Raw genomic sequence first — 18,410 nt, forward strand, 5'->3', positions numbered from 1 at the left:
GGGTCTCCTCAGGGGTGCAGCGTGTAGGTGGCGACGACCGGGTGGTGGTCGGAGGGGGCGCGGCCGTCGTGGAAGAAGTCGACGACCTCACTGGACCGGGCGGCGAGCGGGCCGCGGGCGAAGATCCAGTCGATCGCCTTGGGTGGTGAGGCGAGCGGCGACAACCGGGTCCCGATCGGACCGGTGGCGACCGTCGGCACGACCGGGTGGGTCACCGGTGAGTGCCGGCCGAGGGCCGTGAAACTGTCCAGGAACCCGGCGTTGCCGAGCTCCCATTGCGGTGGGCCGATGTCGTTGATGTCGACGGTGAACAGACAGGCTCCCTTGCCTGCCAGGCGTTCGAGTGCTTCCCCGATCGCGCGGGCCTGCGCGATCCGGCGGTTGACGTGGTCAATGCGTTCGTTCGGATGGCCGGGCCAGGTGAGGTGCGCCGTACTGAAGATCAGATCGGTGCCGGTAGTGGTCCGAAGCTTGACCCAGAAGAGCTTGGCGTCCGGCGACAGGATGCCGACGTCCTCCGCGCCGTGTTCGAGACAGGTGAACAAGTCCCGCCGCCACCACAGGTTGCTCTGCGTCTCCCAACCGGCGGTGCCGTCGATGCGGTCGTGCTCAGGCAGTACGTCGTCCAGGAGCTTGCGCGTGACCGGCCGCAGCTCCTGTACGGCGAGCAAGTCCGGCGGGCGAATCGTGAACAGGCTCTCGATCGCGTCCCGTCGCTGGTCGAGGTGGAAGTCCGCCCACAGGTTGTAGGTCATCGCCACGAAGGTGAAAGTCATCGGTCCATCCAGGTAGGCGCGTTGTACGACGTGAGTCCGTCGAGGTGGAGGGTGGTGAGCGAACAGTTCGCGGGCGGATCGAGCAGTACTTCGCCACCAGGCGGCAACCGCAGCGCCTCCGCAGCAGCCACCCGAATCGGCCCGCCGTGCGTCACCACCAGCACCCGCCGCCCGGCGGGACTCGTCCTCGCGCCGGTGTCTGTGCCGGCGCTTGCGGCCAACCGGTCGTCCGATGCGCCGGCGATCTCACGGACTGCCTCCCACACGCGGGCTCGCAGTTGCTTGAAGGTCTCGCCGCCTCCGCGTGCCACGTCTTCTCCACGTTTGAAGGCGTTCACGACATCCGGCTCGTCGGCGTACACGTCCGCGAACGTCCGTCCGCCCCACGTCCCGACGTCGATCTCACGCCACCGCTTGTCGATGCGGACGGGGAGGTGGTCACGGCTGTCGACGTACGGCTGCAACGTCTCGGTCACCCGTTGGAGATCGCTCGCGACGATCGCGTCGATCTCCAAGGACTGCAGATAGTTGGCAGCTTCCTTGGCCTGCTGGCGGCCGAGCGGGCTGAGGCCGGTGCCTTGCTGGCCCTGGTAGCGGTCTTCGGCGTTCCAGATCGACTCGCCATGGCGGAGGAGGACGAGCTCGGTCATCGGGCGGCTCCGGTCAGTTCGGTGGCGAAGTGGCACGCGGCCGGGTGCAGGTCGAGGCGGGTCGTCAGCTCGGGATCGTCGTGTGCGCAGCGGTCCTCGGCCTTCCAGCAGCGGGTACGGAAGCGGCAGCCGGACGGCGGATCCGCGGGTGACGGCACGTCGCCGCCGATGATGATCTGCTCGCGCGCAGGTTTGTCCCACGGCTTCGGATCCGGTACTGCGGACAACAGCGCCTGCGTGTACGGGTGCAGCCGCCGCGCGAACAGCTCGTCCTGGGACGCGGTCTCGACGATCCGCCCGAGGTACATCACCGCGATCCGGTCCGAGATGTGCCGTACGACGGACAGGTCGTGCGCGATGAACAGGTACGCGAGCCCGAGGTCGCGCCGCAGATCGTCCAGCAGGTTCAGCACCTGCGCCTGCACGGACACGTCGAGCGCCGAGACCGCCTCGTCACAGATCACCAGCTTCGGTTTCAGCGCGAGCGCCCGCGCGATCCCGATCCGCTGCCGCTGCCCACCGGAGAACTGATGCGGATACCGCTGCGCGTGATCCGGGTTGAGCCCGACCCGCTCGAGCAGCTCGCGGACCTCGGCACGATGCCGGTTCCGCGGTACGACGTCCGGGTGGATCTCCCACGCCTCGGCGACGATCTGCTCGACGGTCGCACGCGGATTCAGCGACGCATACGGATCCTGGAAGATCATCTGCAGCTGCCGCCGCACCCGCCGCATAGATGCCTTGGGCAACGAAGTCAGCTCTTCCCCGTCGAAGGTGATGCTCCCGGCCCGGGCCTTCTCCAGCCCCACGATCGTCCGCGCGACGGTCGACTTCCCCGACCCGGACTCCCCCACCAGCCCGAGCGTCCCACCAGCCGGTACGTCGAACGAGACGCCGGCCACCGCTTGGATCTCTCCGACAGTCCGTCGAAGCACGGACGACCGCAACGGAAACGACGTCTGCAGATCACGGACCGAGAGGAGCGGTTCAGACATGACTCAGCACTCCTTCGGGGTGGTGACAGGCGGTCAGGTGTCCGGCTGGGCGAGTGGACACCTGAAGGAGAGTGGGCTCGTCCGTGGTGCACAACGAGTCAGCGTGTGGGCAGCGGGGGTGGAAGGAGCAGCCGGTGGGGAGGGAGAGGAGGTCGGGTGGGGAGCCTTGGATGGGGGTGAGGCGGGTGCGAGGTGCGTCGAGGATCGGGACCGAGGCCATCAGGCCGGACGTGTACGGGTGGGCGCTGTGTTCGTAGACCTCGCGGAGGGGGCCGGTCTCGACCACGCGCCCGGCGTACATGAGGACGACCCGGTCGGCCGCATCGGCGACGACGCCGAGATCGTGGGTGATGAGGACGAGCGACATCCCGTCCTCGTCCCGCAGCCGTCGGAGCAGGTCCATGATCTGGGCCTGGACGGTGACGTCGAGCGCAGTCGTCGGCTCGTCCGCGATCAGCAACCGTGGCGACAGCGCGAGCGCCATCGCGATCATCACCCGTTGCCGCATCCCGCCGGAGAACTGGTGCGGGTAGTCGTCCAGCCGCTTCGACGCGGCCGGGATCCCGACCCGTTTCATCAGCTCCAGCGCGGCCGCGCGGGCCTCCCGCCGCGACGCTCCGCGATGCCGGCGGAACATCTCCCCGATCTGCGCACCCACCCGGAACACCGGGTTGAGCGAGCTCAACGGATCCTGGAAGACCATCGCAATCTCCCGCCCCCGCATGCCCTTCGCGACACCGGGTGCCAGCAGATCGCGGCCGTCGTAGATGATCGTCCCGCCGCGCACCCGACCGGCCGGCTTCGGCACGATGCCCATCACAGCTTGCGCGGTCACGCTCTTGCCGCTGCCCGATTCCCCGAGCAGCGCAACGGTTTCACCGGCGCCGACGTCGAACGACGCCCCGTCGACAGCGGTCACCACTCCACCAGAAGTGCTGAACTCGACGCGGAGGTCGCGCACACTCAGCAAACCCATTACAGACTCCTCAGCCGCGGGTCGTACCGGTCCCGGAGCGCGTCGCCCAGCACGCCGAGCGAGATCACCAGGAACGCCAGCGCGATGCCCGGAATGGTCGAGATCCACCACGCGTCGGCGAGATAGTTCCGCCCGTTCGCGATCGTCACGCCCCAACTGGGGGTCGAAGCCGGCGTACCGAGACCGAGAAAGCTCAACGACGCCTCGGCCAGGATCACGTGCCCGATCTCGACCGTCGCGACCACGAGTACGGGCGCCACACAGGCCGGCAGCACGCACCGCGTGATCAACCGCCAGGTCCCCGCGCCCAACGTCCGCGACGCGTCCACGAACTCCCGTCGCCGCGTCGCCAGCGCCTGCCCGCGTGCGACCCGGGCGAACGTCACCCAGTTCGCCACCGCCAGCACGATCACGACGTTGACCACCGACGGACCCAGCAGCGCCGCGATGAAGATCGCCAGCAAGATCGAAGGGAACGCCAACTGGATGTCCGCGAGCCGCATCAGTACGCCGTCCAGCCAGCCGCCGAAGTACCCGGCCGCAAGCCCGATCGTCACCCCGATGGTCCCGGCCAGCACCAGCGTCGCCAGCCCGACCGCGATCGAGATCCTTGCCCCCTGCAACATCTGCGCGAACAGGTCCTGACCGACCTGGTCGGTGCCGAAGATCGCGTACGACCCGTCGGACAGCCGGGTGAACGGCGGCTTCAGCCGGTCCGCGGTGCGGGTGTCGACCGGGTTGTACCGGACCAGCCACGGCCCGATCACCGCGGCCACGACGTACACCGCGATCACCGCCAGCCCGAACCGGATCCGCGCCGATCCGGCCCTGGTACGGCGTCGTACCGCGACCCGGGGTTCGGCAAGCGAGATCTCAGCAGTCATCGTCAGTCACCAGCCAGACGGACCCGCGGGTCCAGGAAGCCGTAGAGCAGGTCCACGAGCAGATTGATCACCACGAAGATCGTTGCCACCAGCAAGATCGAGGCCTGGACGACGCCGTAGTCGCGGCGCCCGATCGAGTCGATCAGCAACCGCCCGACCCCGGGCCAGGCGAACACGGTCTCGACGATCACCGTGCCGCCGAGCAGCGCCCCGAACTGCAGCCCGACCACGGTCACGATCGGGATCAGCGCGTTCCGCAGCGCATGCACGAGGACGACGACGCCCTCGCCGAGCCCTTTCGCCCGGGCGGTCTGCACGTACCCCTCGTGCACCACCTCGAGCAGCCCGCTGCGCGTGAGGCGCACCAGGATCGCGAGGAACGGCAGTGCGAGCGTGATCGTCGGCAGGACCAGATGCGACCAGGTCCCCGAGCCGGCGCTCGGCAGCACCTTCAGTCCGCGGGCGAACACGAGGATCAGCACGATCCCCAACCAGAACGACGGCGTCGACTGGCCCATCAGCGAGAACACAGAGATCGTCCGGTCGACCCAGCTGTGCGCCCGTAGCGCCGCCATCACGCCGAGCGGCAGGCCGATCAGCAACGACAGCAGCAGCGCGGCCGAAGCCAGCTGGATCGTGGCCGGAACCCGTTGCAGGACAAGGCTCATCGAGTCCGCGTTCAGCCGGAACGACTGCCCGAAGTCCAGGTGCACGACGTTCGCCAGGTACGTCGCGTACTGCTGGATCAGCGAGTGGTCGAGGCCCAACTGCGCCCGCAGCGCGGCCACCTGCGCCTGGTCCGCATCAGGCCCGAGCATGATGTACGCCGGATCGCCGGGGACGAGCCGCAGTACGACGAAGATGATCGTGACGGCGCCCCACAGGACGAAGAGCGAGAAGAACAGCCGCCGGACGACGTACGCCCCCATCAGACGCCGCTCCGCAGAACCGACACCACGCGCCGTACCTCGTCCGCCGACCCCGGCTGGATCAGCTCCGCACCGAGCGCACCCGCACACGAGCCATCACTCGAACGCACAGGTACGGCGACCATCCGCGGCAACGACGCGACCGGCCGCGCGTTGTGCGCGAACCCGGTCACCCGGATGCGCTGCAGCGCATCCAGCAGGTCAGGCGCGCCGGCCACCTCCTCCAGCGGCAGAGCCGAGAGGTAGGCACGCCCGAGCGCGCTGCGATGCAGCGACACAGCATGCCCGGGCCGCACCGGCAGCGGGCAGAGCCCGCCCTCCTCCCCATTCCGCACAGCGCCGCCGGCACGCGGCTCCGCACTCCGCGGTCCGCCCGCGACAGCGGCAACCTGCAGCACCATGCCGGCAGCCTTCGGCAGCGGCTTCGCGAGTACGACGAGCCGGCCGAGGCGATCGCCGAGGTCCGCCAGAGCGTGCTCCGGGCCGGCCCGGCGGTGGGTGGTGCGAAGTGCGGCGAGACCGTCGCGGGCGGTGTAGCGGTGGTCGTCGACGCGGTCGGCCAGGCCGTGCTCGCAGAACGTCGCGAGGATCCGGTGGACGGTGCTCTTGTGCAGGCCGACGGCGACCGCGAGCTCGGTCACGCCGTACGCACGATCCTCGCGGTTCAGTTCCGCCAGCACGGTGAGGGCACGGCTCAGCGATTGCATATGCAGCTCGATTCCGTGAACGTTAACGGTAGCGTTAATGCACCGTAGGATCGTGTGATTTACGTGTCAATAGACCGCCGTTGCAGAGCGCGGAACAGCCCGTTGACGGCAATTTCCCGTTAACGTTAACTTTCATCGCGTGACGACCTCCGATCTCCGCACCGCCCTCTTGTCCGCAGATCCTCGGCTGTCGAAGTTCTCGCCGCTGCCGCGGATCCTGGCCTTCGACGAGTTCGACAGCGGGACCCACGGCTGGACCGAACTGCTCGGCAACTACAACGGCCGCGGCGACCTCAGCACCGTCGACGACCACATGCGCGACTTCCGGCCGCCGCAGCTGTCGGCCTGCAACTTCTTCGACATCGGCACGCACGGAGCGCTCAGCGGCACGTACGCGCTGAAGCTCGCCACCCGCCCGTACAAGGGCCACACCGCGGTCGCGATCCGCCGGCTGACGATGAGCGGCCGCGGACTCGTCCAGCTCGAGACGTACTTCGCCTTCAAGTCCGAGGCCACGCTCGGCGGCGGCTCGGAGCTGGACACCTTCGGCGACGTGCAGTGGGACGGCAACACGCATCCGTCGGAGGCGCAGTTCGGCGCGTTCACGGTCGCGACCGACCTCTGCGGCGACGGCGGCCTGCGCTACCACACCGTCGCGCGGTACCAGAACACCGATCTCGACAACCGCTTCACCCGGCGCTGGATGGCACCGACCGTCCCCGAGCCGACGCCGCGCGAGCACTTCGAGGGCAAGGTGAAGCTGGAGTACGCCGCCGACTTCACCGCGCCGAACCCGGAGGACTGGCAGGCGTTCGGCGAGCCGCAGGAGCTCTGCTACAACGAGGTCCCGACCAAGGTGAACTGGCACTACCTGCGCTGGCTGATCGACACCGACAAGCGCCGAAACGTGGAGCTCCAGGTCAACGATCGCGTGATGGACATGCGCGACGTCCCGGTCCCGCCGTACGAGGAACGGTACGAGACGCTGGAGAACCTGCTGAACTTCTACTTCTCCGTCCGCACCCACAGCTCGGTGCGCAACTTCCTCTTCCTCGACTCCGTCCTCATCTCGGTTGATTGGTAGGCCCATGCGACAGTCCATGACGGCGGTGCTCGAACGCGACACCACCTTCGACACCCGCTTCGCCACCGAGCCGTACGAGGTCGCCTGGGCCGGCGAGGCCCGCTGGTTCGTCCAGCACGTCGGCGGCGACGGTACGGCGACGTACATCACCCAGGTCTCCCCGGACGGGATCACCTGGTGCGACCTCGACGACGTCGAGCATGTGGCGGAGCCGGGAAAGCTGGTCAGCTGGCCGGTCACCGGGTTCGGCCATTGGCTGCGGCTGCGCGCTAAGGTCGAGGGCTCGGTCCAGGTACGCATCCACCTGGCCGTGAAGGCCTAAGCTGCTTGAGGGGGTTCAGGATGACGGAGGCGCGGCGCGCGACGTTGCGGGATATCGCGACGGCTCTCGGGCTGTCGGTGAACACCGTGTCGCGCGCGCTCGGCGACAAGGACAGCGTCAGCGCGAAGACGCGCGCCGCCGTGCAGGCCGAGGCAGCCCGGATCGGGTACGTGCCGAACACGCTGGCCCGCTCGCTCGTGCTCGGCTCGGCGATGACGCTCGGCCTCGTCATCACCAACCCCTCCAACCCGTTCTACGCGCAGCTGATCAGCACGATCGAGCTCAAGGCCCGCGCGCAGGGGTACTCGTTGCTCCTGCTCGTCACCGACGAGAGCGCGGAGAACGAGCAGCGCGCCACCGAGGCGTTGCTGCGGTCCGCGGTCGACGGCGCCGTGGTCGTCCCGGTCCAGGCCGAGTGGGACCACTGGCGCCGGGTCCGCGACGCTGGGATCCCGTTGGTGTTCGTGAATCGCGACGTACCCGAGCTCGACTGCGACATGGTTGGCGTGGACAACGAACGCGGCGCGTACGAGGCGACCAGCCACCTGATCTCGGGCGGCGCGCGCCGGCTGCTCGTCCTCGAGGAAGACCTGCCGATCACCACCACCGCGGATCGGGTCACCGGCTTCCGGCACGCCATGGCGGACGCCGGTCTCGAGGTGTCCGACGAGTCGATCCGGGCGGTGCCGACGAAGCGTTACGACTCGCTGGCGCTGCCCTGGCAGCCGGAGGAGGCGTACCGCTTCGCACAGACGCTGTTGGGCGGCAGCCATCCCGACGGCATCGTCACCGGGAACGACTACTTCGCGCTCGGCGTACTGCGACTGCTCGCCGAGCGCGGCCTCGACGTACCGGGTGATGTCGCGATCACCGGGTACGGCGACCACCCGTATGCGGCGTACCTGCAGACACCGCTCACCACGATCCGACTGCCCGCGGCCGAGGTCGGCTCGACCGCGGTCGAGCTGCTGATGCAGCGTCTCCGGTCAAGCTCCGAGCGGCCCCGCAAGACGTTGATCCGCCCGGAACTCGTCGTCCGGGCGTCTACTCAGACTCCAGCCAGGCTCTGACGGATTCATTGTGCTCGCCCAGGCGCGGCGGCGGGAGGTTGGTTTCGCGGGCGCCGGCGTACGGGTTGTCGTCGAAACGGAGGGGCGGGCCGGGGAGCTGGATGGTGCCGAGGGTCGGGTGATCGACGTCGATCAGCAGACCCTGGGACAGCGTCTGCTCCCACTCGTACACCTGCTGGAAGTCGCGGACCTTTCCGGCCGGAATCCCCTTGTCGGCAAGGCGTTTCAGCCATACATCGGCCGGATCTTGCGCGAACGCCGACTCGATCGCGGCCGTCAGCTCGTCTCGGTGTGCGACTCGTTGGGAGTTGACGGCGAAGCGTTCATCGTTCGGATCGAGCCCGACGATCGGCGCGAACGTCCGCCACTGACCCTCGCTACCCACCGCGACCTGGATGCTGGTGTCGGCGGTGCGGTACATGCCGTACGGCGCGATCTGCGCGTGATGGTTGCCGACCCGCTCGGGCAGCTGATGCGCGACCGTCCACTTGGTCCCGTGGAACGCGTGGACGCCGATCACCGACGCGAGCAGGCTCGTCCGTACGACGCGGCCCTTGCCGGTGATCGATCGCTCGTGCAGTGCGGCGAGCGCGCCGTAAGCGCCGTACATGCCGGCCAGCAGGTCCGCGATCGGGGCGCCGACCTTGGTCGGTTCGACCGCGCCGGTGATGCTCATCAGACCGCCTTCGCCTTGCGCGATCTGGTCGTACCCGGCGCGCCCGCCGTCCGGCCCGTCGTGCCCGAAGCCGGTGATCGACAGGATCACGAGGCCGGGGTTGAGCTCGTGCAGGTGCTCGGTGTCGAACCCGAGCCGGTCGAGCACGCCCGGGCGGAAGTTCTCGATCAGGACGTCGGCCTTGCGGACCAGCTTGGTCAGGAACTCCTTGCCCTCGGCCGACTTGAGGTCGGCGGTCACGGACTCCTTGTTCCGGTTCGCCGACAGGTAGTACGTCGACTCGCCCTCGACGAACGGCGGACCCCAGCCGCGGCTGTCGTCGCCGCCGTCCGGGGTCTCGACCTTGATCACGCGGGCGCCGAGGTCCCCGAGCATCATCGCCGCGTGCGGTCCCGCGAGCGCACGGGTCAGGTCCACGACTACGACGTCGGACAGGAGATTCACTCCTCGAGCGTAGGCGAGTACGCCGCCGCGGGCCGTGACACGACTCTCAGGCGGACACCTTGCGCGCCAGCGACGCGAGGCGGTGGGTCACGTCGCGGGGCCGTTCCTGCATCAGCATGTGGCCGGCGCCGGGGTAGATCCACAGGCGTGCGCTCGGAAGTTGCTCCGCCATCCGGTTCGCGTGCCGCGGCGGCAACAGCCGGTCCCGCGTCCCATGCATGATCTCCACCGGCAGCTCGCCGAGCACCTTCAGCGCGTCACCGCGATCGTGCTCCATCATCGTCTCGAAGAACCCGAGGTACGACGGGCCTGGCACCATCGCCAGATCCTGCAGGAACAACTCGATCTCCGCCGCATCCGCATGCTTCCCGAACACCACCCGCCGCAAAGCCGGCGCCTGCAAGCTGGTGGCCAGCACGGCAGCCCGACGCCGAGCAGCCACCAACCGGGCCGCTGCTGCGGCTCCAGCGGCGGCCGCCTCTCCGGCTGCTGCCGCTGCGGCTGCTGCGGCTCGGTGGGCGGCTCGTTTGTCGGCTCTGGTGCCGACCGCGTTCAGGATGCGAGGAGCGACTCGGGCCGCAGCTGGATCGAAGCGTGGTGGTATACCAAGTGCGCCTTCGGTGAGATGCCCCGAAGTCGTGCTGACGAGGGCCGCCGCGCGGATGCGTGAGCCGAACAGCTCCGGGTACTGATCCGCGGCAGCCATCAACGTCATTCCGCCCATCGAGTGCCCGGCGTACACCACCGGACCGTCCCCGACGACCTCGTCCATCACCGTCACCAAGTCGTCGGCGAGCTGATCGAGCCGCATCGACCCGGCGGGCGCGGCCTCCGACCGGCCATGCCCGCGGTGGTCGTAGGTGACGACCCGCACGCCGTCCGCGCCGAGGATCTCCGGCAGCTTCTCGACCTGGTTGTGCCACGACCGCGTCGAACAGGTCCACCCGTGCACGAGCAGCACCGTCGCGGGCGCATCAGCCGGCCCTGTGACCTCGACGTTCAGCCGTACTCCGTCGCGAGCAGTGACCCCGGACCGCTCCAACTGGATCGTCACGCAATCTCCCGTTCCCGTTCGCCGGTAGCCAGATGAGCCGCCCGCGCCCGCCCGCCGCGGGCACCGCGCCCGACCAGCCAGGCGATCCCGATGATCTCGAGCAGTCCGACCACCGCGAGCAGCGCGTAACCGGCGTTCCACATCCATCGTGGCACGTCGGTCTTCTCCTCGCGCCGCAGGATCTGTTGCTCGTTGACGAACTCGACGGTCTGCCCGTTCGACACCTGGACCGCAGGTTTCTCGATCGCGGCGTCCTCCGGCGCATACACCCAGGCCGCCACCATGTCCCGCTGCCCCTGGTGCAGCCGGACCATCGACTTCCACTTCCCGTACATCGGTACCGCGCCCGCCGACCGGTACGTGCCGTCGGCAACCTTCTCCATCGGCTGGTATACCAAACCGCCGCCCTGCCAGGCGAGCGCCTCGAACCACCGCGCACCATCGGCAGCGTCCGCCGGCGACATCGTGATCGTGACGTACGCCGTCGGCTCGGCCCCCGTGGCCACCCGCTCCAACGACACCACACCCGACACGCCCGGACCCGCCGACCGCGGCACACAGAAGAACACCGTCGCCACCACGGCAACCAGCCCGACCGCGCCGAGCTGATGCGTACGCCGGACCGCGACCGGCCGGATGTGCTTGATTCCGACGGCCCGCTCCTCGCCGGCGACCTCGGCGTACCGGGTCGCGAGCCAGGCCCCGACCAGACCGGCTCCGACACCGACGATCAGGCCGTACCCGAGGGCGGACGGCAGCATCGACGACGGCCACGCGATCGGCATCCAGACCTGACTCCAGGCGTACTCCGCGACCACGCCGACGGTCCCGATCAATCCACCGGCGACCGCACCGAGGCGGAACCGATTCTTGTTGCCGAAGGCAAATGCGACCAGCTCGACCAGCACGGCCTCGACGATCAGCAACGGGAAGTGCCCGACGATCTGGCCCAGCGGCTCCGCGACCGCCCAGGCGATCCCGCCGCGGATGATCAGGTATACCGCCAGCGCCGCGAACGTGGTCCCGGGACCGCGCCGCGCGCGCAGGATCGTGAATCCCAGCGCCGCGCCGAAGACGATCAGGATCGGCTGCAGAACAAGGGGAAACTGCGGTACGCCGTAGTTGAACTCGGTGCTGAACAGGTCCCACGCGATCAGCAGGGCACCGACCGACACGATCTCCTGGAACAGCCGGCGCTTGTTCGGCCCGACCAACTGCTCGACCTCGGCGATCGCCAGCAGCCGCGCGAAGATCGAGAACACCACCCCGCCGATCATCAGCAGGTGGGTCGGTCCCCAGAGCGTGACGTCCTCACCGAACAGCCGGTGCCACACGTCGTCGAGCGGGAACCCGACCAGCGCGAACGTGCCGCAGACCGTCACCAGCGCGGCACTGCACGGAATCCGCCAGCCCCTGGTCAGCTTGATCGTGCGGGCCGGCAGCGGCTTGCCCGCGAGCGCGATCGGCAACACGCCCGAGATGATCACGCCGAGGATCCCGAAGAAGATCGGGTAGTGCGCCGCCGTACCGAACGGGCCGGTGTCACGGCCGCGGTCGATGTGGATCGCGATGTCCCACCACACCCCGAACGCGCAGGCGAGCAGCGAGACCGCATGCAGGTACGGCGTCAGCGCGGCCCATCGGGGGACTCCGTCCAGTCTCCCGATGGTGTCCGCAAACCTACCTACCAGCGTGACGCGTCCGGTCCGTTCCCGCCACAGCAGCACGGCGAGTGCGAGGTATACCAAACCCACGACACCGGTGACGATCGCGATCTGGTCGAAGCTCGCCGTACCGGTCGTCGCCAGCGGGATCGCCATCGAGACTCCTTACATCAGACATGCGCCATGCTTGATGTTACATCTACTATGTAACGTGGAGTCTGGAAGACTGTCAAGGGTGGAAGAGGAGCTCACTGTCGACCAGCTGGCCGCCAAGGTCGGGATGACGGTCCGCAACGTGCGCGCGTACGCCGGCCGCGGGCTGATCCCGCCGCCGCGTCTGGTCGGCCGGACCGGCTACTACGGCAACGATCACGTGGCCCGGCTGACGCTGGTCCGCGAGCTGCTCGACAAGGGCTACACGCTGGCCGCGGTCGAGCGGATGCTGGGCGAGCTGCCCGACGGCGCGCTCGCGCTCGGCGTCTTCGAGACCCTCGTCAATCCGTGGACGCCGTCGGAGCCGGAGGTGCTCGACGCCGAGCAGCTCGCCGACCGAGCCGGCGTGCCGTACGACCCGGCCGTGATCGAGCGGCTGGTCGAGCTCAGCATCGCGGAGCGGCTCGAGGACGGCCGGCTCCGCATCCCGAACTCGGACCTCCTCCGCACCGGCCTCGAGGTGATCAAACTCGGCGTCCCGATGGAAGCGATCTTCGAGATGCTGCCCAAGCTGTTCGCGCAGGCCGACGCGGTCGCCAAGACCTACGTCGAACTCTTCCGCTCCACCGTCTGGCGCGACTTCACCAACGCCGGCATGCCCGCCGACGGCTGGCCCGAGATCCAGCGAACGCTCGAAGGCATCATCCCGCTGGCCGGCCAGGCCCTGGTCGCGGCCTTCCGCGAAGCCATGGCCCGCGAGATCGAACAAGTCGCCTACGAAGAACTAGGCCTCGACCCGAAGGCCCTCCCGTCAACCGGCTGAGAGGGGGAGCACAGGAGCCAGGTCGGTGTGGATGAAATCCTTGCCTTTGAACAGCAATGGTTCCCCGGTGTCCTTCGCCAACGCATAGGCGAAGCAGTCGCCGAAGGTAAGCCCTGCCGGATGGCCACTGCCTTTCCCGAGTCGCGGTACGCGTCCCGCGCGATCCTGGCCTGCGCCTCGGTCACCGGCTCGATCTGGATCTCTGCGGCAGCACACAGCTCATCGAACCGACGGCTCACCACTGGATCGCGGGCGCTGTCGATAACGACTGCAGCTTCCAGACAGTTGGCAGCGGACATGCGCCGTGAGGCGGCCGCCTCGATCGCCTCGGCGAAGTCAGCCGCATCGGGCTCGGCTCGCAGGATCGCGTTCAATGCGGAGGTGTCGAGGATCACCGGGGCAGCCCGTCGTCGTACAACAGGTCGCTGTGGTCGGCGGTTCGCAGACCGTCCGGCAGCCGATGCGCGGTGTCAGCGCCGATTGCCAGCAGCCGGTCCGCAAGCCCGGCTCCACGAAGGCGCCGAACGCGGGTCAACCGTTCCCGGACAGCAATGTCGACCGCCGCCGTCTGGGACTCACCGGTCAGCTGTGCCAGTTCTCGCACGAGCTCGTGCGTCTGCTCGTTCTTGATGTTCAGGCTCATCAATCCACCCTTCTACCCCACAGGTGGAACCATTCTTCCCGTATGCGCCGCGACCGTCAGCAACCGCTCCACCCGGTCAGCAATGTCCTGCTCGGTGGTGAGGCCGTCGAGGTAGCGGCCGTGCCAGTGGACGAGGCTCGTTGCCTCTCGCATCAGCTCCAGGTCCGGTAGAGCATTCAGTTCGGCGTCGGTCAACGGATACCTGGAGAGGTAACCGCGCCTGAACGCCTCGCTCGCGGCGGTCGGCTGCCCGAAGTTGCCGAAGAAGTAGCTGCCGACGGCCAGATCCATCGCCCGGTAGCCGGGTCCGCAGGTCTCGAAGTCCAGGATCGCTGTCACCCGGTCGCCGACCATCAGGACGTTGGTCGGCGCGAAGTCGCCGTGGATGATCTGCCGCGGGAGGTCCTTACGGGGCCGGATGCCGGTCAGGATCCGGGCGACCTCGGCCCGGCGATCCGCGGGTATCCCGTCGATCAGGGGACCGAGGCTCGGCACCCTAGGGTGGATCGTGGTCAGGTCGCCGTCCCACATCGCGCCGGGCGGCAGACCAGCCGGATCCAGCCGCCCGAGTACGTCGTCCAACTCGGCTAGCGCCGCGCCTGCGGCCCTCGCGCGGACTGCATCGCCCCGGACAGGGTGCTCCCCCGGGATCCGCCGGCTCAGACTCGCGCTCACCACCTCGCCCTGGAGTTCGCCGCGGACCACCGTCGACCCGTCGTCGGCCGGCACCGGCACTGGTACGGCGAATGACAGTCCCCCGAGCGCCCGCAGTACGGCGTGCTCGTACGGCGCGACCGGGTTGCGGTGGATCCTTAGGACGAAGTCGTCGCCGACGTAGTACCCGGCGTTGTTCGTGCCCGCGGTCAGCGCACGCACGTCGTATCCCTGAAGCCCCCAGCGCCTCAGTAGACCGTCCACCCCTAGATCCTCCCTTACCGCGCACCAGGGATTCCTCGGGAGACAGATAGGTAATCCTCCGCATGTGTGAACCACCACTCACGCGCGACCGTATAGCTACCAGAACAGACCAGGCAGGAGAACGGCGATGCGCCAGATCCAGATCCGTCGGCGACCACGCACCACGACTCGCCGCCAGACCCAGACCCAGACTCAGACCCTTGACCTCCGGACCCCGTCCGGCCGTCCGCTGCCGTTCTGAACCCAGAGCTGAACCCAGAGCCGAACCCGAGCTGAACCCGAGAGCTGAACCGCCATGAAGCTTCGACTGCACGTCCACCACGTCCGCTCCGGCGGCTGGTGCGCCGACATCGACGACGACAACGACCGTCAGCCCGACGACCCGTACTGGTGCGTCGACCAGTGGCCCACGCTCGAGGCCGCGCTGACCGCCGGCTGCTCCGAGCTCGCCAAGCTCGTCACGCTCGCATCCCCCGCCCGCCTCAGCGGGTACTACGAACCGGCTCTGGCCGCATAGACCACGGGGAAATACGGGGCGAGGCCCGGCGAACCGCAGGGGGTTCTCCGGGCCTCACTTTGTTCAGGTGCGATGGGCCGGGTCGCGCTGCTGCTCCGGCAGGTCGCCGAGATCGGCGTCCCAGTCGTCCTCGTCCGGCAGGTTGGCCTCGTTGCGGCGCGCGATGCGGATGAAGGCGACGATCAGCAGGATCGGGCCGAGGACCATGGCGGTCTCGGGGATACCACCCATGTGCAACGCGATCATGACGCCGTCACCAGCGCGATACCGCCGGCCGTGAAGGCGACCATGGCAGCCAGCATCGGGTACTGCGCTCGCCGCAGCTGCCGGCGCCGGAACAGGTCGGCAGCGCGATCGTGGGCGGACACGACCCCGAGTACGTGTCCGAGCACGATCGCACCGATCTGGACCCCCGCGATGAAACTGGTACTCAGAAACGCGTAGTCGATCCGCGTCCCGCCCGTCCCGAGTAGGTCCCATCCGCGCGCGAACGGGTCGGTCGCGAGCAACCAGCCCTCCTGCCCCTGGAACATCGCGAACGAGAAGTAGTGCGCGACGGCGTACCCGATCGCGATCGGCACGAGTGAGTGCGCGAACGCGCCGGGCAATCCGGCCGCCCCGATCCCGCCGGGCCTGATCTGCGCCGCTCCGGTCGTCCGGGCGGCCAGCAGGAACAGGCCGGTCACGATCGCGACCGCGACGATGAGCCCGAGCGTGTAGACCACGAGATGTTGCGGACGGCTCAGCTCGCCCGTACGCCGGGTCCACGCCGACCAGCGCGAGATGCCGTCGAAGGCCGTCGACCCGAGCAGCAGACACAGCAGGCCGACGATCCCCGGGCGTTGCGGCATCGTCGCCAGGCCGGCCAACGGGTTCCGCAGCACCAGCTGACCGTCGGCACCGCGTCCGATCGGACTGAGGCGCGCGAGGACTTCGGCGTACACCTCGAAGCTGTCGCCGGTGGTATACCAAACCGGGCCGTAAACGATGCCTGCAGCAACATTCACGATCGCGTAGATGCTGATGGCAACGGCCACGACGAGCGGCTCGGACCCGTCGGGGTATACCAACTCCAGCCAGAGGAAGCCCGCCAGTGCCGCCACGGCCGGCCAGTAGGCGATCCGCTCGGGCAGCCGCCGGTACGACGTACGCCGTACCAGGCCTGCGATCGTCCGCAACGGATTCGCGAGCCGCCAGATCGGGCCGCAGAGCAGCGAGAGCGGGATGATGCCGACCCAGATCCACACGTACAGCCAGGTCGGTGCCGGGTTCCGCGACGGCTCGGGATCGCCGATCCACGCGGCGCCGAGCAGCAACCCCAGCGCCGCGACACCGGCAACCTTCAGCACGACCCGGGTCGCACGGTTGTCGACGATCCGCGTCAGAACGCCGAGCGGCCGGCCGGTGATCCGCTCGAACCGGGGCCGCGACCAGAACGCCGCGAGCGCGAAGAACGAGACCGCGACCGCGGCGCCGGCGGAGTAGATCGCCAGCCACATCGGCACCGGCAGGTCCCCTCGACCGCCGATGCCGTGGAGCGGGAGCAGCAACTCCAGCACCGCGTCCTCCGATCAGCCCACGCTTCCAGACCACCTCAGCATCCGACCGATCGAATGTAACACGCTCGATGTCACATAGCGAGGGTCTGATACTCGCCGGGGTCGAAGTGCCTGGTCAGCCGCCGGAACCGGAACGTGAACGACGGCCAGAGCGTGGTGTTGCGGCCCTCCGAGTCCAGGTACCAGCTCGTGCAGCCGCCGCGGGTCCAGATCGTGTTCCGCATCGACGCCCGGACCCCGTCGACGAACGCGCGCTGCACGTCCCGCCGTACCTCGACCTCCCGCAGGCCGCGGGCATCCATCGTCTTCAGCGCATCCAGGATGTAGGCGATCTGGGACTCGATCATGAACACCATCGAGCTGTGACCGAGGCCGGTGTTCGGGCCGATCAGCATGAAGAAGTTCGGGAAGCCGGCGATCGCCGTACCGAGGTGGGCCTCCATACCGTCGGCCCACGCCTCGCGCAGCGAGACGCCGTCGCGGCCGTGCACCATGTCCATCACCGGCAGGTCGGTCACCTTGAAGCCGGTGCCGTAGATGATCGTGTCGACCTCGTGCTTCACGCCGTCGTCGGTGACGATACCGGTCGGCGTGACCTCGGCGATCCCGTCGGTGACCACCTCGACGTTGGGCCGCGCGACCGCCGGGTAGTAGTCGTCGGAGATCAGCACGCGCTTGCAGCCGAGGGTGAAGTCCGGCGTCAGCTTGGCGCGCAGCAGCGGGTCGCGGACCTGGTGCGCGAGATGCTTCTCGGCGACCTTCTGCGCCTGCTTCATGATCGCCGGCAGCTTGGCGAACCCGAGCACCATCGACTCACGGCCCCAGTAGATTCCGGCCCGGATCGCCTTCTGCACAAGGGGAAACCGCCGGTATACCATTTTCTCGGCCGCGGTGATCTTACGGTCCGGACGCGGCATCACCCACGGCGGCGTGCGCTGGAAAAGGTGCAGCTCCTCGACCTCGGGCTGGATCGCCGGCACGAACTGGATCGCCGACGCGCCGGTCCCGATCACGGCGACCTTGCGACCGCTGAGGTTCAGGTCGTGGTTCCAGCGGGCGGAGTGGAAGACCTCGCCTTCGAAGTCCTCGATCCCAGGCAGTTTCGGGTACGACGGTTCAGCGAGCGGACCCATCCCGGACAGGACGATGTCGGCCGTGAACTCCCCCGCACTGGTCGTGATCCGCCAGCGGCCGTCCTCCCAGTTCGCCGACTCGACCGCGTGACCGAAGCGGATGTGCGGGCGGACACCGAAAGCGTCGGTGACCTTGCGGAGATAGTCCTCGATCTCGGGCTGCGGCGAGAACGTCGACGACCAGTCCGGATTCGGCGCGAACGAGAACGAGTACAGATGCGACGGCACATCACACCGGCAGCCCGGATACGTGTTGTCACGCCAGGTCCCGCCGACATCCTCGGCACGCTCCAGTACGACGAAGTCGTCGTACCCGGCCTGCTTCAGCCGGACCGCCATTCCGATCCCGGCGAACCCGGTGCCGATCACCACGATCCGATGCTGCTCAGTCATCCCTGGCCTCCCGCTCGGCTGGAACTTACTCCCAGTAAGT

The 18,410-nt window shown here is 68.5% G+C and carries 21 protein-coding genes; 5 read left to right on the forward strand and 16 right to left on the reverse strand.

The window, feature by feature from the left end; translation table 11 throughout:
* Nucleotides 1–8 precede the first annotated feature (8 nt).
* Genes ABT313_RS03170 through ABT313_RS03200 form a run of 7 tightly spaced genes read right to left on the reverse strand, consistent with a single transcriptional unit; the run spans nucleotide 9 to nucleotide 5,917 of the window.
* Nucleotides 9–776 carry an exonuclease/endonuclease/phosphatase family protein gene (locus tag ABT313_RS03170; protein WP_350848084.1) on the reverse strand — a complete coding sequence of 256 codons (768 nt, stop codon included), beginning with the start codon at nucleotides 774–776 and terminating at the stop codon, nucleotides 9–11.
* Nucleotides 773–1,426, reverse strand: coding sequence for a histidine phosphatase family protein (locus ABT313_RS03175; RefSeq protein ID WP_350848086.1), 654 nt, complete (start codon nucleotides 1,424–1,426; stop codon nucleotides 773–775). The genes ABT313_RS03170 and ABT313_RS03175 overlap by 4 nt, the downstream gene beginning before the upstream one ends.
* Complete coding sequence (locus ABT313_RS03180) at nucleotides 1,423–2,421, reverse strand: ABC transporter ATP-binding protein (protein ID WP_350848088.1); 999 nt, start codon at nucleotides 2,419–2,421, stop codon at nucleotides 1,423–1,425. Before ABT313_RS03180 ends, ABT313_RS03175 begins: the two co-directional genes overlap by 4 nt.
* On the reverse strand, nucleotides 2,414–3,397 hold the full coding sequence (locus tag ABT313_RS03185; protein WP_350848090.1) for an ABC transporter ATP-binding protein: 984 nt from the start codon (nucleotides 3,395–3,397) through the stop codon (nucleotides 2,414–2,416). The genes ABT313_RS03180 and ABT313_RS03185 overlap by 8 nt, the downstream gene beginning before the upstream one ends.
* Nucleotides 3,397–4,281, reverse strand: coding sequence for an ABC transporter permease (locus ABT313_RS03190; protein ID WP_350848091.1), 885 nt, complete (start codon nucleotides 4,279–4,281; stop codon nucleotides 3,397–3,399). The genes ABT313_RS03185 and ABT313_RS03190 overlap by 1 nt, the downstream gene beginning before the upstream one ends.
* A 2-nt stretch (nucleotides 4,282–4,283) precedes the next feature.
* Nucleotides 4,284–5,210 (reverse strand): nickel ABC transporter permease, encoded by a 927-nt coding sequence (nikB, locus tag ABT313_RS03195; protein WP_350848093.1) that lies wholly within the window; start codon nucleotides 5,208–5,210, stop codon nucleotides 4,284–4,286.
* Entirely contained in the window at nucleotides 5,210–5,917 is a 708-nt protein-coding gene (locus ABT313_RS03200) for a helix-turn-helix domain-containing protein (protein WP_350848094.1), read from the reverse strand. Before ABT313_RS03200 ends, nikB begins: the two co-directional genes overlap by 1 nt.
* Nucleotides 5,918–6,056: 139 nt before the next feature.
* Between ABT313_RS03200 and ABT313_RS03205 the strand changes: the two genes are divergently transcribed.
* From ABT313_RS03205 to ABT313_RS03215, 3 genes are read left to right on the forward strand one after another with little or no spacing between them, the layout of a single operon-like run.
* The gene (locus tag ABT313_RS03205) at nucleotides 6,057–7,001 is read left to right on the forward strand and encodes a DUF6772 family protein (RefSeq protein ID WP_350848096.1); all 945 of its coding nucleotides are present in this window, start codon (nucleotides 6,057–6,059) and stop codon (nucleotides 6,999–7,001) included.
* A 4-nt stretch (nucleotides 7,002–7,005) separates the two neighbouring features.
* Complete coding sequence (locus ABT313_RS03210) at nucleotides 7,006–7,323, forward strand: hypothetical protein (RefSeq protein WP_350848098.1); 318 nt, start codon at nucleotides 7,006–7,008, stop codon at nucleotides 7,321–7,323.
* A 20-nt stretch (nucleotides 7,324–7,343) separates the two neighbouring features.
* Nucleotides 7,344–8,393: a LacI family DNA-binding transcriptional regulator gene (locus ABT313_RS03215; protein WP_350848100.1), complete on the forward strand. Its 1,050-nt coding sequence runs from the start codon at nucleotides 7,344–7,346 to the stop codon at nucleotides 8,391–8,393.
* On the opposite strand, the gene ABT313_RS03220 is transcribed toward ABT313_RS03215, so the two are convergent.
* From ABT313_RS03220 to ABT313_RS03230, 3 genes are read right to left on the reverse strand one after another with little or no spacing between them, the layout of a single operon-like run.
* Nucleotides 8,368–9,513, reverse strand: a complete 1,146-nt coding sequence (locus ABT313_RS03220) for a CaiB/BaiF CoA transferase family protein (protein ID WP_350848102.1) — start codon at nucleotides 9,511–9,513, stop codon at nucleotides 8,368–8,370. The genes ABT313_RS03215 and ABT313_RS03220 overlap by 26 nt on opposite strands.
* Nucleotides 9,514–9,559: 46 nt before the next feature.
* Nucleotides 9,560–10,567: an alpha/beta fold hydrolase gene (locus ABT313_RS03225; RefSeq protein ID WP_350848103.1), complete on the reverse strand. Its 1,008-nt coding sequence runs from the start codon at nucleotides 10,565–10,567 to the stop codon at nucleotides 9,560–9,562.
* Entirely contained in the window at nucleotides 10,564–12,387 is a 1,824-nt protein-coding gene (locus ABT313_RS03230; RefSeq protein ID WP_350848105.1) for a hypothetical protein, read from the reverse strand. Before ABT313_RS03230 ends, ABT313_RS03225 begins: the two co-directional genes overlap by 4 nt.
* Nucleotides 12,388–12,466: 79 nt before the next feature.
* Here ABT313_RS03230 and ABT313_RS03235 point away from each other — a divergent pair, with 79 nt between their 5' ends.
* Nucleotides 12,467–13,207 (forward strand): MerR family transcriptional regulator, encoded by a 741-nt coding sequence (locus ABT313_RS03235; RefSeq protein ID WP_350848107.1) that lies wholly within the window; start codon nucleotides 12,467–12,469, stop codon nucleotides 13,205–13,207.
* On the opposite strand, the gene ABT313_RS03240 is transcribed toward ABT313_RS03235, so the two are convergent.
* Genes ABT313_RS03240 through ABT313_RS03250 form a run of 3 tightly spaced genes read right to left on the reverse strand, consistent with a single transcriptional unit; the run spans nucleotide 13,159 to nucleotide 14,768 of the window.
* Entirely contained in the window at nucleotides 13,159–13,602 is a 444-nt protein-coding gene (locus ABT313_RS03240; protein WP_350848109.1) for a PIN domain-containing protein, read from the reverse strand. The genes ABT313_RS03235 and ABT313_RS03240 overlap by 49 nt on opposite strands.
* Nucleotides 13,599–13,850 carry a type II toxin-antitoxin system VapB family antitoxin gene (locus ABT313_RS03245; protein WP_350848111.1) on the reverse strand — a complete coding sequence of 84 codons (252 nt, stop codon included), beginning with the start codon at nucleotides 13,848–13,850 and terminating at the stop codon, nucleotides 13,599–13,601. Before ABT313_RS03245 ends, ABT313_RS03240 begins: the two co-directional genes overlap by 4 nt.
* A gap of 12 nt (nucleotides 13,851–13,862) precedes the next feature.
* Nucleotides 13,863–14,768, reverse strand: a complete 906-nt coding sequence (locus ABT313_RS03250; protein ID WP_350848113.1) for a phosphotransferase enzyme family protein — start codon at nucleotides 14,766–14,768, stop codon at nucleotides 13,863–13,865.
* 295 nt (nucleotides 14,769–15,063) lie between these two features.
* On the opposite strand from ABT313_RS03250, the gene ABT313_RS03255 reads away from it, so the two are divergent.
* Entirely contained in the window at nucleotides 15,064–15,285 is a 222-nt protein-coding gene (locus ABT313_RS03255; RefSeq protein ID WP_350848115.1) for a hypothetical protein, read from the forward strand.
* Between the two features lie 63 nt (nucleotides 15,286–15,348).
* Here the strand turns inward: ABT313_RS03255 and ABT313_RS03260 are convergent, their stop codons facing one another.
* The 3 genes from ABT313_RS03260 to ABT313_RS03270 all read right to left on the reverse strand — a co-directional run bounded on the left by ABT313_RS03260 (nucleotide 15,349) and on the right by ABT313_RS03270 (nucleotide 18,370).
* Nucleotides 15,349–15,531, reverse strand: a complete 183-nt coding sequence (locus tag ABT313_RS03260) for a hypothetical protein (protein ID WP_350848117.1) — start codon at nucleotides 15,529–15,531, stop codon at nucleotides 15,349–15,351.
* Nucleotides 15,528–16,844: a hypothetical protein gene (locus tag ABT313_RS03265; protein ID WP_350848119.1), complete on the reverse strand. Its 1,317-nt coding sequence runs from the start codon at nucleotides 16,842–16,844 to the stop codon at nucleotides 15,528–15,530. The genes ABT313_RS03260 and ABT313_RS03265 overlap by 4 nt, the downstream gene beginning before the upstream one ends.
* Nucleotides 16,845–16,915: 71 nt before the next feature.
* On the reverse strand, nucleotides 16,916–18,370 hold the full coding sequence (locus ABT313_RS03270; RefSeq protein ID WP_350848121.1) for a flavin-containing monooxygenase: 1,455 nt from the start codon (nucleotides 18,368–18,370) through the stop codon (nucleotides 16,916–16,918).
* Nucleotides 18,371–18,410: the final 40 nt, after the last annotated feature.

The sequence above is a fragment of the Kribbella sp. NPDC000426 genome (assembly GCF_040300265.1).
Classification (GTDB): domain Bacteria; phylum Actinomycetota; class Actinomycetes; order Propionibacteriales; family Kribbellaceae; genus Kribbella.